This is a genomic window from Saccharopolyspora sp. ID03-671, from assembly GCF_045278815.1.
GTDB classification, from domain to species: Bacteria; Actinomycetota; Actinomycetes; order Mycobacteriales; family Pseudonocardiaceae; genus Saccharopolyspora; species Saccharopolyspora ipomoeae.
Genome location: NZ_CP134054.1, coordinates 4,666,232 through 4,680,869 on the forward strand (window position 1 = coordinate 4,666,232; position 14,638 = coordinate 4,680,869).

The window sequence follows — 14,638 nt, forward strand, 5'->3', positions numbered from 1 at the left end:
GCACCAGGCGCGCGCAGCGGAACGGTGCGGTCGCCGACGCATGCTCATGTTCCGGATCATGCGTCATCGTTGCTCGCGGTGTTGCTGTCGCGCAGATCGGCGACCACACCGCGGATGCGCTCGGCCTGGGCCGGGGTCAGCCCGCGCAAGCTGAGCGATTCCACACCGGACTCCTTCAGCTCCCGGAGTTCGACCAGCGTCGCGAGCTGGGCCCGCACCGAGTCGGCGTGCTCACCGGAGTCGAAGGTGTCGAGCGGCACGCGGAAGAACGCCGCCAGCGCCCGCAGGTGCTGCCAGCCCGGGTTCGGGGACTCCCCGCTGAGGATCTTGTAGAGCTGCGATCCGGAAATGCCGGTCTCCGCGGAGATCCGCTTGACCTCGTACGGCCGCCCGGTCTCCGGGTCGGGGAACGATCGCCGCAGCCACGCCAGCCTCTCCGCCAGCGTGTCCCCTTGATCGCTCACCGTGCTCTCGCGCTTCTCGGGCACAGGATCACCCCCAGGTCCGTTCCCCCGATTGACGGATTCTCGCATTTGATACTACTCTCTGTCGAGATTCCACGATCGTGTAATCGCTTGGGGGTGTGCCGGGCAGAGCCGCAGGAGAGCAACATCATCCCGCGGTTCTGCTCCGGTGCCGCAGCCGCTCGGACGTGACCGGGTGCCCGCCGATGCCATCGCGCGCGAGCAAGGGAACCTTCTTGCCGACGAAGACCGGCGGGGCTGCGCGGAAGGGAACCTTCCGCGCAACCCCGAGGCTCGATCGACCCGGCCGAAGTCAGTCCAGGACGCTGTTCAGCGGCAGGCTCGTGCGGCCGTGGGCCTCGGCGACGGCCTGGTTGACCAAGTGCCCGTCGTGGGTGTTGAGGCCACCGGCCAGCGCCGCGTCACCACGGCAGGCCTGCCGCCAGCCCGCCTCCGCGATGCGCAGCACGTAGGGCAGGGTCACGTTGGTCAGCGCGTGCGTGGAGGTGTTGGGCACCGCGCCCGGCATGTTCGCCACGCAGTAGAAGACCGAGTCGTGCACCCGGTAGGTCGGGTCGTCGTGCGTGGTCGGACGCGAGTCGGCGAAGCACCCGCCCTGGTCGATGGCGATGTCGACCAGAACACTGCCCGGCTTCATCTCCGAGACCAGGTGGTTGGACACCAGCTTCGGGGCCTTCGCTCCCGCGATCAGCACCGCGCCGATCACCAGGTCGGCCGAGCGGACCGCCTGCTCCACCGCGTAGCGGTTGGAGGTGACGGTGCGGATCTGGCCGTGGAAGTCGCGGTCGATCTCGCGCAGCTTGCCGACGTTGGTGTCCAGCAGCTCCACGTCGGCGCCCATGCCCAGGGCCACCCGAGCCGCGTTGAGCCCGGCGACACCGCCGCCGATCACCACGACCCGGGCCGGGTGCACGCCCGGAACGCCGCCCGGCAGCACACCGCGGCCACCGCTGGGGCGCAACAGCGAATGCGCTCCCACCAGCGGCGCCAGCCGCCCGGCGACCTCGCTCATCGGCGCCAGCAGCGGCAACCCGCCATCCGCGGTCTGCACCGTCTCGTAGGCGATGCCGGTGACGCCCGAGTTCAGCATGGCGTCGGTCAGCTCGGCCGAGGCGGCCAGGTGCAGGTAGGTGAACAGCACCTGGTCCCGGCGCAGCCGCGGGTACTCCTCGGCGATCGGCTCCTTGACCTTGAGCACGAGGTCGCCTTCCGCCCACACGTCGTCGGCGGTGGCCAGGACCTTCGCGCCGGAAGCGAGGTAGTCCTCGTCCGGGATGGACGATCCGGCGCCGGCGCCCGCCTCGACGAACACGTCATGACCACGCGCGGTCAGCTCGTGCACACCGGCAGGAGTGATCGCCACCCGATACTCGTTGTTCTTGATCTCGCGAGGCACTGCGATCTTCACCGTGGGGTCCTTTCGTCGTGTGGAAACAACGATCGGACGATGTGGCGCAGGACGCATCATGTCCGCGGCATGAGATTGGGTGGGGGGCTTTGTGCTGCCGGCACAACAGCGGTGCGTGCGGGGCCGGTGGTGACAGAAAGGTTCCCGTGCTCGCCCCGCGACGGACTCAGCCGTGCTGGGCCCACCGCTCGGCCAGCAACTGCACCAGCAGCGCCGACCGGACGTCGGGGTCGTCGAGGTCGACGTCCACCAGCTGGCCGATCCGCTTCATCCGGTACCGGAAGGTGTTGGGGTGGACCCGCAGCTCCCGGCTCGCCTGACGCGGATCACCGGGATGACGCAGCCACGCGTGCAGCGTGGCCTGGTAGTCGGTGTGCTGCGCGCGATCGTGCTCGCGCAGCACCGGCAGGGGACCCAACGTGGCAACCCCGGCATCGGTGGCGGCCCCCGCCATCCGGCTCAGCACCAGCAGGTGCCACAGGTCGTCGTAGACCGCGACGCGCTGCCGCACCAGGCCCGTGCGCAGCAGCCCGATCAGCTCGTCGGCCTGCGCGCGCGACCGCGGTACGTCAGTGACCGGCACGGACGTTCCCACCGCGACGAGGGGGCGAGGGGACAACTCGTGCGAGAGCAGGGCCTGGCGCAATTCGGGCCAGCCGCCACCGCGTCCCCGATCGGGCACCAGCGCGTAGAGCACCGAACCGATCTCGGTGACCAGCGGACGTCGCCCGATGCCGCGGGTGATCCGCTCCCACATCGCCAGCCGCTGCCCCTCGGCGGGCTCGTCGGACGCCGGCATCTCGATCGCGATCACCCGGTGCTCCTCGTTGGGCACGGCCAGTTCGGTGGCCGCCGAGCGCCAGCCGTCCCCTCCGTCGAGCAGCAGCCGCACCTGCTCGGCCGAGCGCTTCCGCTGCACGTCGGCGACCGCGCGCCAGCGCAACAACTGCAGCGCCACCAATGGCGCGGTGTCGGCGAAGGCCGTGGCGCGCTCCTCCGAGACCGGTCCCGGCACCACCGCCCACATCGACCCGAGCAGCTCACCTCCCATGCGGATCGGCACCACCAGCCGCGGCAGCGTGCCGTCCTGCTGCGCGGGCACGAAGATCGCCGAACTGCCCTTGGTGAGCTGCCGGAACGTGCCGCGGGCGCGGAACTTCGCGAGCACGTCGTCCGGCTGCTTGCGTCCCATGATCGTGGAGATCCGCGCCGGATCGGTCAGGTCCTGCCGGGCCGAGTAGGCCAGCACCTGGGAGTGGGCGTCCTCGATGGTCACCGGGGCGTCCACGACGTCGGCGACCGCGTCGGCCAGCCGGAACAGGTCGGCGACCCCGACCCCGCTCTCCTCGGTCTGCCGGATCCCGCCCGCGAGCGCCGCGCGGATCAACCACACCAGCTGCGCCCACGCCGTGCCCGGCCGCACCTCGACCAGCGCGATCCCCGCCTCGCGCACCGCCTCCACCACCTCGGCGAGCGCCGCCACCGGGGGTTTGAGCAGCACCGCCGCCGCACCGCTCTCGCCGCTCTCGCGCACCAGCCGCAGCGCCTGCTCGCGATCGGCGATGCCCACTCCCAGCACGAGGTCGCCACCGGTGGCGGGTGTGGGCTGATCGGGTTCGGCGATCACCACATCACCGGCGACGGTGCTGGCTTCCGGGCTGATCACGGTGCGCAGCAGAGCCGGTCCGACCCGCTCGACCAGCGCCCGGATGTCGAGCATCGAAGGGGCCTCCTCGACCAAGACGCACCGGCGGAGATCACATGTGCATTGACAGTGCCGCTGGCGCGTTTATCGTTGCTGAGCACATCGACAATCGCATACCGGCCATCGACCCCGTGCGGGAGAGACCCTGCCAGCAGCGCAGGGCGCCGAAGGAGCAACACTCCCCAGCAAACTCTCAGGCACCCACGACCGCTCGGGCGAGGCGACTCTGGAAAGCGCTCGTCGACGCAGACGTGCCACCCACGGTGCAAGCCGCCGCCGCGGCGAAGCTCTCAGGTTCCGCAACAGAGGGGGAGGCCCAGCCGAAACCGGGGATCAACGCCCCTCGAAACCGCTTTGGAGCCTCCCTCATGACGCTGCCCACCAACCTGGCCTACACCGAAGAGCACGAGTGGATCGAGGACCGCGGCGAGATCTCCCGCGTCGGCATCACCGAGCACGCCGCCAGCGCCCTCGGCGACATCGTCTTCGTGCAGCTCCCCGAGGTCGGCGACAAGATCGAGGCCGGTCAGGCGTGTGGTGAGCTCGAGTCGACCAAGTCCGTCAGCGACCTGTTCGCGCCCGTCACCGGTGAGGTCGTGGCCATCAACGACGCTGCGGTCGACGACCCGGCCGTGGTCAACTCCGACCCCTACGGCGAGGGCTGGCTGATCGAGGTGCGCGTCACCGAGACCGGTGCGACCCTCACGGCCCAGCAGTACTCCGACTTGATCAACGAGTAGTCGCGGAGCCCGGAACGAGGCGAGGCGATCAATGGCGATCAGTGTCTTCGACCTGTTCTCGGTGGGAATCGGTCCGTCCAGCTCGCACACCGTGGGGCCGATGCGCGCGGCGCAGCGGTTCACCGTCAGGCTGCGCGAGAACGGCGTGATCTCCCAGGTCAACAGAGTCAAAGCGGAGTTGTTCGGTTCTCTCGGCGCGACCGGTCACGGTCACGGCAGCCCGGGAGCCGTGGTGCTCGGGCTCGAGGGGAACCGCCCGGAGGCGGTGGACCCGGTGGCCGGCGCGGAGCGCGTCGACGAGATCGAGCGCAGCGGCATGTTGCGGCTCGGCGGCGACCAGGTGCTGCCCTTCAGCGTTGCGCGCGATCTGGTGCTGCACCGGCGCAAGTCGTTGCCGCAGCATCCCAACGGGATGCGGTTCACCGCCCTCGGCAACGACGGTGGGGAGCTCGACTCGGCGATCTACTACTCGGTCGGCGGCGGTTTCGTCGTGGACGAGGACGCTGCCGGGGCGGATCGGGTCAAGGCCGATGACACGAAGGTTCCCATGCCCTTCCGCACCGGGGCCGATCTGCTGCTGCACAGCACCGGGTCTGGTTTGCCGATCAGCGGGGTCATGCTGGCCAACGAGCTGTCGTGGCGCGAGGAGTCGGCCGTTCGCGCGGGGCTGCTCGACATCTGGCGGGTGATGCGGGAATGCGTCGACAACGGGTGCCGCAGCACCGGTGAGCTGCCGGGCGGGTTGAAGGTGCGGCGGCGCGCGGCGCAGCTGGCGGCGTCGTTGACCGACCGCGACGACCCGCTGGAGTGGGTCACGTTGTTCGCGCTGGCGGTCAACGAGGAGAACGCGGCGGGCGGGCGCGTGGTGACGGCTCCGACCAACGGCGCGGCCGGCATCGTTCCCGCCGTTCTGCACTACTACGCCCGTTTCGTCCCCGGTGCCGATGAGGACGGTGTGGTGCGATTCCTGCTGACGGCAGGGGCGATCGGGGTGCTGTTCAAGGAGAACGCCTCGATCTCCGGTGCCGAGGTCGGTTGCCAGGGCGAGGTCGGCTCGGCCTGCTCGATGGCGGCGGCCGGTTTGGCGGAGGTGCTGGGCGGCACGCCGGAGCAGGTGGAGAACGCCGCCGAGATCGCGATGGAGCACAACCTCGGGCTCACCTGCGATCCCATCGGCGGGCTGGTGCAGATCCCGTGCATCGAGCGCAACGCGGTCGCATCGGTCAAGGCGATCACCGCCGCGCGCATGGCCCTGCGGGGCAACGGCACGCACTACGTGTCCCTCGACAAGGTCATGAAGACGATGCGGGAGACGGGTCGCGACATGTCGGTCAAGTACAAGGAGACCGCGCGCGGCGGCCTGGCCGTCAACGTCATCGAGTGCTGAACGGCGGCCCGGGGTGAGCAGGGGAACCTCCCTGTCATCGCCTCGGGCCTCAGCGCGCCCCTGACCTGCTCGTTCGAGTATCGGGGGAACCTTCGACGCGAACACCCGCAGCATCATTGTGCCCAATTTAGTTGTGCACAACTGAATGGTGCGCTACTGTTCGTGGCGTGGCGACAGAACCCGGAACGACGCTGGACCGGCTGCTCTGCTTCGCGCTGCACAGCGCGTCGCGGGCGTTCACCAACCTCTACCGGCCGTTCCTCGACGAGATCGGCCTGACCTACCCGCAGTACCTGGTGATGCTCGTCCTGTGGGAACGCGAGTCGCGCACCGTCAAAGAGCTCGGAGCCCTGCTCCGGCTCGACTCCGGAACGCTGTCACCCCTTCTGAAGCGACTCGAGGCTCGCGGAGTCCTGGTCCGCGCGCGCAGCGAGACCGACGAGCGGTCGGTGCGCGTCGCGATCACCGACGACGGGCGCGCGCTCGGACAGCAGGCGCGCGACATCCCCCAGCGGATGGTCGCCGCCACCGGGATGCAACTCGGCGACGTCGAGGAACTTCGGTCCACATTGGAAAACCTGACGACCACGTTGAACGACGCGGCCCGCCGGGTCACCGAGAATCAGGAGACGCGATCATGACCGTTCTCTACACCGCGGAGGCCACCGCCACCGGAGCCGGCCGCGCCGGCCGCACCCGCACCTCAGACGGCCTCGTCGACCTCGAGCTGGCCATCCCCAAGGAGATGGGCGGTCCCGGCGGTGCCACCAACCCCGAGCAGTTGTTCGCCGCCGGCTACTCCGCCTGCTTCCACAGCGCGCTGCAGGTCGTCGCCCGCAAGCAGAAGGTCGACATCGAAGGCTCCTCGGTGACCGCCGAGGTCGGCATCGGCCCGAACGGCCAGGGCGGCTACGGCCTCCAGGTCGCGCTCGCCGTCGAACTGCCCGGCGTTCCCGCCGACCAGGCGCAGCAGCTCGCCGAGGCCGCGGACGCGGTGTGCCCGTACTCCAACGCCGTGCGCGGCAACATCGACATCGACGTCCGCGTCGCCGCCTGATCCGCTACGCGAACAGGACGTACACCGCGCCGGTGGCACCGGCGAGCATCGCCAGCGCCGCTGTCGCGGCGGGCAACACCCCGCCCGGCAGCGGCGTTCGCGCGCGCAGCCGACGCTCGCTGCGGCGATGGCGCCACCACAGCAGCCACGCCACGACACCGCTGAACGGCAACGTCACCAGCGCGCACACCACCGCCGCGACCGTGCTGTGGTGCGAGATCAACTTCAGCAGCACCAGCAGGCTCGCCATGAACGCCAACACCGTGCGCAACCACGCCAACGTCGTGCGCTCGATCTGCAGACCCGGATCCCAGGGCTGATTCCCGCTCACCGTCAGAACCCGGTCACGAACAGCAGCACGCAGGCCAGCACCCCGATCACGGCCAACCCGTAACCCAGCACCGGAGCCAGGCGCGGCGCGGGCAGCGGCCGACCCCTCCGCAACGCGCGCTCGGTCGACACCCACCGCGTGAAGGCCGTGGCACTGCACAGCACCCCGGCCAGCAGCAGCGCGACCGCCAGCACGGTGCGGATGGGGCTGGGCTCGGCGGCCACGGCGTTGAGCGCCTCGACACCGACCCCGCCGGCCATCAACGCCAACGCCGTGCGGATCCAGGCGAGGAAGGTCCGCTCGTTGGCCAGCGTGAACCGGGGATCGGGCTCGTCGCCCTCCTCGTAGAGCCGACGCGGCCAACGCGTGGTCCGCTCTTCGCCATCGGTCGCCATGACCTGAGGTTATCCGGTCCGAATGGCGGAACAGCCGCCGCTCACCCCTCCGCCCCAGGCGACAAGAAGGTTCCCGTGCTCCAGCCGAAATGACAGGAAGGTTCCCGTGCTCGTCGTGCTCACCGGGCCAAGGGCACGTTGCCGCCGAACAGCTCCGCCTTGCGGCCCGTGATCGTCAAGTACCCGTGGGAGTCCAGCTCGCCGACTTCGCCCGTGCACAGCCATCCGTCGGCGTCGGTGACGGGACGGATCATCCCGTCCGCCTCCAGGTAGCCCGCGCACACCAGCGGGCCGCGCACCAGTACTTCGCCGTCGGGCGCGATGCGCAGCTCCACGCCCGGCATCGCGCGGCCCACCGTGCCGGTGCGGCGGGCATCGGGATGGTTCGCGGTGGCGCACCCGGTGGTCTCGATCAGCCCCCACCCCTCGCACACCTCGAGCCCGATTCCGCTGAACAGCTCCAGCACCTCGGAGTCGATCGGACCGGACCTGGTCGACGGCCACACCGTGCCGCTCAGGCCGATCCGCGCCCGCACCCGCTGCCCGTCGCGAGGCGTGCTGCGCTGCTCCGCAGGGATGTCGCGGAGAGCGCCCGTCAGCTGCGACAGCACCTCCGACGAGGCGAAGAACAGCGCGGGCCTGGTCCGCGGGAGTTCGGCGAGCACCCGAGTGCGGTCCCTGCAGAAGTGCACGTGCGCGGCGTCGTGGATCGCCGCGTGCACACCCGCCACCCGCTCGGCGATGTGGCTCAGCGGCAGGTAGCTCAGCCGCGTCGTGCCCGGTTCGGGACGGTTGACGCGGTGCAGAGCCGCGGCGGCGAAGCACAGGTTGCGGTGCGTCAGCACCACGCCCTTGAGGTGGTCGCAGTCCTCGCTCGGGTAGACGACGGCCGCCGGTGTGCCGGGGGAGATCCGGGCGCCGGCGCGCTGCAGCAGCCCCGGGTCCTCCTCCGCTCGGCGCGCGCCCTGTCTCCGCAGGTCGTCCCAGGTGCGGAAGCGGTGATCGGCGCTGACCATCACCGCTTCGTCGAGCACCACCACGTGCTCGATCGTGCTGTCGTTGCGCAGCGCCTTGGCCCATCGCCGCAACTGATCGCCGCTCTCCAGCACCGCGACGCGGGCGCGGCTGTGCGCGACGATGGCGTGCACCTGGTCCTGGCTCAGCCCCGGGTGCAGCGTGCTGGGAACCGCGCCCAGGTGCGCGGCGGCCACATCGGCCAGCCAGTGCTCGGCGCGGTTGGACATCATCAGCAGGATGGTCTGGCCCCGTTGCAGGCCGAGCGCGTGCAGCGCAGCGGCCAGCAGTTCGACCTCCTCGCCGGTCTGCTTCCAGGTGTAGGTCCGTTCGCCGTCGGTCAGGGCCGGTTCGTCCGCGAAGCGCGCGGTGGTGCGGGAGAGCAGTCGCGGGATCGTCGTTTCCAGTGCTGCCTCGGCCCAGTCGTCCACGGTGCTCATCGCAGCCGGATCTCCCCTCGCCCCGAACGACGGTTGCGAATGTCGCGCGTTGAGGCGATGAAACCTGATCAGGGCCGAGGGAAACCAGCGCCGAAAGCTGGAATCACGTTCCGCCCAACCGGTAGACCTGGCCGCCCATCCGGAAGAAACGGCGAAATCAGACGTGGTCGCGGATGACGTCGTTGACGGCGTGCTGGAACCCGTTGACCAGCACCTGGATGGTCAGCGGACGCAACTGGTCCGTGGCCGCCCGCACCCGTTCCCGCTCGTCCTCGGGGCGCCCGTGCTCCATGTAGGGGCGCAGGACGTTCGCCGCGAACAGCTCCCGCAGCTCGGTCGCGATCTGCGCGGTGTGCTGCTCGACGATTCCCTTGGCCTGCACCAGCATCTCCAGCGGCAGCCCCAGGTCGAGGATCTGCAGGCCGACCCCGAGCATCGCCGGGCTGGGCAACCGCAGCTCGTCGGAGTCGTCGATGCGCTGCAGGATCCCCAGCTCCACCAGGTGCTCGACCAGGTCGTCGTCGAGGTGGCGACCGGCGCGGCGATCCAGCTCGTGGCGGTCGAGCTCCTCGGCGTGCTCATCGGTCCACGGAGCGATCAGCGCCCGCTGCAGCGCCAGCTCGTCCGGCGAGGACCCCTCGGGGATGCGCTGCAGGTGCCGCTCGATCGCCGACAGGGTGAAGCCGAGCGTCTGCAGCTCGCGGATCAGATCCAGTCGCGCGAGGTGCTCGGCGCCGTACAGTCCGAGACGACCGCGCAGACGCGGTGCGGGCAGCAGGCCGCGCGACGAGTAGAAGCGGACCGTCCGCACGGTCACCCCGGCACGGGCGGCCAGTTCGTCGATGGTGAGCTCTTCGTCCGCAGTTCGGAGCATGCCGGTCACGCTACTCCTTGACCGCTGTTACACCAACGATGTAACACTGATTGCGTCGTGATTCTTGTGTCGCGTGACACAGCGTTGTCCTGGGGCCCGCGTTGTTCGAGGGCTCCGGCTTCCGCGTCGTGGAGAGGACTCTGTCGTGACGGCAACGGGTGGCCCGCTGGCCGGGGTGAAAGTCGTCGAGCTCGCCGGGATCGGTCCGGCGCCGTTCTGCTCGATGCTGCTGGCCGACCTCGGCGCAGACGTGGTCCGGGTCGACCGGCCCGGCACCGCCGGCGGCGGCGAGGACCTGCTCAACCGGAGCAAGCGGTCGGTGCAGGTCGACCTCAAGCACGAGAAGGGGCCGGAAGCGGTGCTCGCCCTCGCCGAAGAGGCCGACGTGCTGCTGGAAGGACTTCGGCCCGGTGTCACCGAACGCCTCGGCGTCGGCCCCGAGCAGTGCTGGGAACGCAACCCCCGCCTCGTCTACGGCCGGATGACCGGCTGGGGGCAGGACGGCCCGCTCGCCCACACCTCCGGCCACGACGTCGGCTACGTGTCGCTGACCGGGATGCTGCACCTCATCGGCCGCAAGGACGGGCCGCCGCAGGTACCGGCGAACCTGCTCGGCGACTTCGGCGGCGGCGCCATGTACCTGGCGGTCGGAGTGCTGGCCGCACTGCTCGAAGCCCGCTCCAGCGGACGCGGGCAGGTCGTCGACGCCGCCATCGTCGACGGCACCGCGCACCTGGGCGCCATGCTCTGGGGCTTCTTCGGCTCCGGAGGGTGGAGCACCGAACGCGGCACCAACCTCCTCGACACCGGGGCGCCCTACTACGACGTCTACGAGACCGCCGACGGCGAGCACATCTCCGTCGGAGCGCTGGAACCCAAGTTCTACGCCGAGCTGCTCGACCGGCTCGAACTGACGGGGAAGGTCCCGGACCGCGACGACGCCTCGAACTGGCCCGAGCTGCGGGCCACGTTCGCCGAGACGTTCAAGCAGCGAACCCGCCAGGAGTGGACCGAGGTGTTCGAGGGCTCCGACGCCTGCTTCGCGCCGGTGCTGTCGATGGCCGAGGCCGAACAGCACCCGCACCTGGCCGCCCGCCAGACCCTTGTGCGACGTGACGGGACCCTGCAGCCCGCTCCCGCCCCGCGCTTCAGCCACACCCCCAACCCCGAGCCCGGGCCGGTCGCCACACCGGGCGCGCACACCGAAGAGGTCCTGCGCGACTGGGGTCTTCCCCAGGACCTGCTCGACTCCGGGGCGATGCGCTCCGCGTCATGACGTCCCGCGACGCGACCCGTCGTGAGATCCCGTCCCCTCGAAGCGGTCCCGCGGGCCGGTGGTGACAGGAAGGTTCCCTTCCTCGCGCCGCCCGCCACGAACGAAAAGGATGCGTGATGATGCGCAGGGAGTTGTTCGAGTCCGAGCACGAGGCGTTCCGCGACACGGTTCGGACCTTCGTCACCAAGGAACTCGTGCCGCACGTGCAGGAGTGGGAAGAAGCCGGTCAGGTCAGCAGGGAGGCCTGGCGCGCCGCCGGTGCGCAGGGACTCCTCGGCTTCGCCGTCGACGACGAGTTCGGCGGCGGGGGAGTCGACGACTTCCGGTTCAACGTCGTGTTCGACGAGGAGCTCGTCGCCGCAGGCGTTTCCGGGTTCGGATCGCCCCTGCACAACGACATCGTCGCGCCCTACCTGATGAGGCTGGCCAACGACGAGCAGAAGCAGCGCTGGCTGCCCGGGTTCTGCTCCGGTGAGCTCATCTCGGCCATCGCCATGACCGAACCCGGTGCGGGCAGCGACCTGCAGGGCATCCGCACCACCGCGATCCGCGACGGTGACGAGTACGTGCTCAACGGGCAGAAGACCTTCATCAGCAACGGCATCATGTCCGACCTGGTGATCGTGGTGGCCCGCACCGATCCCGACGCCGGGCACCAGGGCATCAGCCTGCTGGTCGTCGAGCGCGACATGCCGGGCTTCGAACGCGGCCGCAACCTCGACAAGATCGGCCAGAAGTCGCAGGACACCGCCGAGCTGTTCTTCCACGACGTGCGGGTACCGGCCCGCAACCTCCTCGGCGAGGAGGGGCAGGGCTTCGTCTACCTGATGCAGAACCTGCCGCAGGAACGACTGTCGATCGGCGTCGCCGCCATCGCCTCGGCCACCAAGATCCTCGAGCTCACCAAGGAGTACTGCCGCGAGCGCACCGCCTTCGGCCGTCCTATCGGCAAGTTCCAGAACACCCGGTTCGAGCTCGCCGAGATGGCCACCGAGGTCGAGATCGGCCAGGTCTTCGCCGACCGCTGCGTGCGCGACCACGTGCGCGGCGAGCTGAGCGTCGAGCACGCCGCGATGGCCAAGTGGTGGCTGAGCGAGCTCAACAAGCGCGTCATCGACCGCTGCCTGCAGCTGCACGGCGGCTTCGGCTACATGACCGAGTACCCGGTGGCCAAGGCCTACCTGGACTCCCGGGTGCAGACCATCTACGGCGGCACGACCGAGATCATGAAGGAGATCATCGGCCGGTCCATGGGATTCTGACGGTGTTGGCGGTGACCGGCGCCCGCCGGTCACCGCGCCCCGCCGCGAAGGAGGCGAGCCGTGGACTGGATCGTCGCCCCCGATCCCAGCGGTCGCGCGCTGCGCGACGTCCTGCCCTCGATGCTGTCCGCGATGGGCGTCGAGGACTTCACCGACACCATCGGCATCCCGCCGTGCCGCAACGCCCTGGTGCTGCTCGTCGACGGGCTCGGCCACGAACTGCTGCGCGAGCACGCCGCCGATGCCCCGTTCCTGTCGAGTCTGCAGACCACGCCGCCGCTGACAGCGGGGTTCCCCACCACCACCGTCACCAGCATCACCTCGCTGGCCACCGGCCGGTGCGCGGGCGAGCACGGGCTCGTCGGATACACCTTCGCCGAACCCGGCGGCGGGCTGCTGCACCCCCTGAGCTGGACGGCGCGCAGCGCCCCCGGCGGTGCCGACGACGAGCGCAGCAGCCTGATCGAGAAGTGGCCTCCCGAGCAGGTGCAGCCGCACACCACCGTTCTGGAACGCGCCGTGGCCGCGGGCGTGGACGTGCGCACCGCCGTGCCGCCGCACTTCGAGGGCACCGGGCTGACCCGGGCCTCGCTGCGCGGCGGCCGGTTCCGGGGCGTGCGGGAGCTGGGCGATCTCGCCGCGGAGCTCCTCGCCGCCGCCGAGAGCCCCGGACCGACCCTCTGCTACGGCTACCACGGGGGCGTTGACCTGCTGGGACACGTCCACGGGCCGGGGTCGGTCCCGTGGCGCATGCAGTTGCGGCAGGTCGACGCATTCGTGCGGATGATCGCCGAAGCGCTCCCGCCGGGAGCGGTGCTCGGAGTCGTGGCCGACCACGGCATGGTCGACCTCGACCCTGCCGAGGCGATCGACGCCGACAGCGATCCCGCGCTGAGCGAAGGGGTCCGGTTGCTCGGCGGAGAGGTGCGCGTCCGCCACGTCTACGCGCGGGCGGGTGCGCGGGGCGACGTGCTCGCCGCCTGGCGGGACACCGTCGGTCCGGCCGGTGCGGTGATGACCGGCGAGCAGGCGATGGATGAGGGCTACTTCGGGCCGGTGTCGGCGGAGGTGGCACCGCGCATCGGCGACGTGCTGGCGATCATGCGCACCGGTGGGGTGATCCGTTCCGCGGTCGAGCCGGGGGAGTCGGCGTTGCGGGGCCACCACGGGTCGCTGACCGCCGCCGAGCAGCTGGTGCCGGTGCTGGTGACGGGAGGGTGAGTCGGTGGCGGTCGACGAGGGCTTGTTCGGGCCCAGGACGGTGACCTGGCAGCTGCACGGTGATCCGACGATGTGGATCGCGGGGATCTGCAGCCTCTTCCTGCAAGCCCTGCACCCGCGGGCGGTGGCCGCGGTGGTGCAGAACTCGCGGTTCCAGCAGGACCCGATCGGCCGGTTGCGCCGCACCAGCGACTTCGTGGGTGTGGCCACCTACGGCACCACCGACAAGGCCGCTGCCGCTGCGGAACGCGTCCGCCACGTGCATCGCGCGCTGAGCGCCAGCGATCCGAGGACGGGTGAGCGGATCCGGCTCGACGACCCGGATCTGCTGCTGTGGGTGCACTGCGCGGAGGTCGCCACGTTCGCGGAGGTGGTGCGGCGCGCGGGTTTTCCGCTCACCGACGCCCAGCACGACCGCTACCTCGACGAGCAGCGCCGTTCCGCCGAGCTCGTGGGGCTCGATCCGCAGCGGGTGCCCGGGTCGCGTGGCGAGGTGGCGGACTACTTCCGGCGGGTGCGCCCGGAGCTGGCGCGCACGGACGAGTCGGAGGTCGTGTTCCGGTTCCTGCACCACCCGTTGCGCGCCAGGCGCTGGCGGCCGCTGAACCTGGGGTATCTGCCGATCGGGCGGCTGGCGTACTCGCTGCTGCCGGGCTGGGCGCACGACCTGCACGGCCGGACGCCGCTGCCGGAGTCGGCCACCACGGCCGGTGCGCGTGCGTTCCGCACCGCGGGCAAGGCGGTGCCCGACCGGCTGCGCTACCGGTTCCCCAGCGGGCACGTGCTGCGCGCGGTGGAGCGGCTGGGTGAAGGGGCCTTCCCTTCCGCGCGGTCGCTCGCGGAGCTCTAGCGGCCGGGAGGAAGGGAACCTTTCTTCCACGTCTCCGGGGCGGCGCCGCCCTGCGGAGATCGTCTGTGAAGTGCATATTCGGGCACACTCGGGGTGGGCACCCGCATCTTGTCCACCTCTTGTATCTATGTTGTGAGCAACCTAGGATTTCCTTTCACGGAACCACTTTTCTGCTAGGCGGAAGTTTCCCGGG

Annotated in this window: 15 protein-coding genes and 1 riboswitch; of the genes, 8 read left to right on the forward strand and 7 right to left on the reverse strand. The window is 70.4% G+C overall.

The window, feature by feature from the left end; genetic code table 11:
- Positions 1–56: 56 nt before the first annotated feature.
- The 3 genes from REH65_RS21595 to REH65_RS21605 form a co-directional block, all read right to left on the reverse strand.
- Positions 57–488 (reverse strand): hypothetical protein, encoded by a 432-nt coding sequence (locus tag REH65_RS21595; protein ID WP_406688848.1) that lies wholly within the window; start codon positions 486–488, stop codon positions 57–59.
- A 289-nt stretch (positions 489–777) separates the two neighbouring features.
- Positions 778–1,893 (reverse strand): alanine dehydrogenase, encoded by a 1,116-nt coding sequence (ald, locus tag REH65_RS21600; RefSeq protein WP_406688849.1) that lies wholly within the window; start codon positions 1,891–1,893, stop codon positions 778–780.
- 166 nt (positions 1,894–2,059) lie between these two features.
- Positions 2,060–3,613 (reverse strand): helix-turn-helix domain-containing protein, encoded by a 1,554-nt coding sequence (locus tag REH65_RS21605; RefSeq protein WP_406688850.1) that lies wholly within the window; start codon positions 3,611–3,613, stop codon positions 2,060–2,062.
- A 109-nt stretch (positions 3,614–3,722) separates the two neighbouring features.
- A riboswitch (glycine riboswitch) is annotated at positions 3,723–3,818 on the forward strand.
- A gap of 148 nt (positions 3,819–3,966) precedes the next feature.
- On the opposite strand from REH65_RS21605, the gene gcvH reads away from it, so the two are divergent.
- The 4 genes from gcvH to REH65_RS21625 all read left to right on the forward strand — a co-directional run bounded on the left by gcvH (position 3,967) and on the right by REH65_RS21625 (position 6,782).
- Positions 3,967–4,338 (forward strand): glycine cleavage system protein GcvH, encoded by a 372-nt coding sequence (gene gcvH, locus REH65_RS21610; protein ID WP_406688851.1) that lies wholly within the window; start codon positions 3,967–3,969, stop codon positions 4,336–4,338.
- 31 nt (positions 4,339–4,369) lie between these two features.
- Positions 4,370–5,725 carry an L-serine ammonia-lyase gene (locus REH65_RS21615; RefSeq protein ID WP_406688852.1) on the forward strand — a complete coding sequence of 452 codons (1,356 nt, stop codon included), beginning with the start codon at positions 4,370–4,372 and terminating at the stop codon, positions 5,723–5,725.
- 167 nt (positions 5,726–5,892) lie between these two features.
- Positions 5,893–6,366 (forward strand): MarR family winged helix-turn-helix transcriptional regulator, encoded by a 474-nt coding sequence (locus REH65_RS21620; protein WP_406688853.1) that lies wholly within the window; start codon positions 5,893–5,895, stop codon positions 6,364–6,366.
- Positions 6,363–6,782: an organic hydroperoxide resistance protein gene (locus REH65_RS21625; protein ID WP_406688854.1), complete on the forward strand. Its 420-nt coding sequence runs from the start codon at positions 6,363–6,365 to the stop codon at positions 6,780–6,782. Before REH65_RS21620 ends, REH65_RS21625 begins: the two co-directional genes overlap by 4 nt.
- A 4-nt stretch (positions 6,783–6,786) precedes the next feature.
- Here the strand turns inward: REH65_RS21625 and REH65_RS21630 are convergent, their stop codons facing one another.
- The 4 genes from REH65_RS21630 to REH65_RS21645 all read right to left on the reverse strand — a co-directional run bounded on the left by REH65_RS21630 (position 6,787) and on the right by REH65_RS21645 (position 9,836).
- Complete coding sequence (locus REH65_RS21630) at positions 6,787–7,113, reverse strand: DUF202 domain-containing protein (protein ID WP_406688855.1); 327 nt, start codon at positions 7,111–7,113, stop codon at positions 6,787–6,789.
- Positions 7,114–7,115: 2 nt separating this feature from the next.
- Positions 7,116–7,508: a YidH family protein gene (locus tag REH65_RS21635; RefSeq protein WP_281455105.1), complete on the reverse strand. Its 393-nt coding sequence runs from the start codon at positions 7,506–7,508 to the stop codon at positions 7,116–7,118.
- 119 nt (positions 7,509–7,627) lie between these two features.
- Positions 7,628–8,962: an AMP-binding protein gene (locus REH65_RS21640; protein ID WP_406688856.1), complete on the reverse strand. Its 1,335-nt coding sequence runs from the start codon at positions 8,960–8,962 to the stop codon at positions 7,628–7,630.
- 157 nt (positions 8,963–9,119) lie between these two features.
- A complete protein-coding gene (locus REH65_RS21645) occupies positions 9,120–9,836 on the reverse strand; it encodes a MerR family transcriptional regulator (protein ID WP_406688857.1) in 717 nt (238 codons plus the stop codon).
- 145 nt (positions 9,837–9,981) lie between these two features.
- Here REH65_RS21645 and REH65_RS21650 point away from each other — a divergent pair, with 145 nt between their 5' ends.
- The 4 genes from REH65_RS21650 (at position 9,982) to REH65_RS21665 (ending at position 14,445) form a co-directional block, all read left to right on the forward strand.
- Positions 9,982–11,112 carry a CaiB/BaiF CoA transferase family protein gene (locus REH65_RS21650; protein WP_406688858.1) on the forward strand — a complete coding sequence of 377 codons (1,131 nt, stop codon included), beginning with the start codon at positions 9,982–9,984 and terminating at the stop codon, positions 11,110–11,112.
- A 119-nt stretch (positions 11,113–11,231) separates the two neighbouring features.
- The gene (locus REH65_RS21655; protein WP_406693211.1) at positions 11,232–12,374 is read left to right on the forward strand and encodes an acyl-CoA dehydrogenase family protein; all 1,143 of its coding nucleotides are present in this window, start codon (positions 11,232–11,234) and stop codon (positions 12,372–12,374) included.
- Between the two features lie 60 nt (positions 12,375–12,434).
- On the forward strand, positions 12,435–13,595 hold the full coding sequence (locus REH65_RS21660) for an alkaline phosphatase family protein (RefSeq protein ID WP_406688859.1): 1,161 nt from the start codon (positions 12,435–12,437) through the stop codon (positions 13,593–13,595).
- Positions 13,596–13,599: 4 nt separating this feature from the next.
- A complete protein-coding gene (locus tag REH65_RS21665; RefSeq protein ID WP_406688860.1) occupies positions 13,600–14,445 on the forward strand; it encodes an oxygenase MpaB family protein in 846 nt (281 codons plus the stop codon).
- The last annotated feature ends 193 nt before the right edge of the window (positions 14,446–14,638 follow it).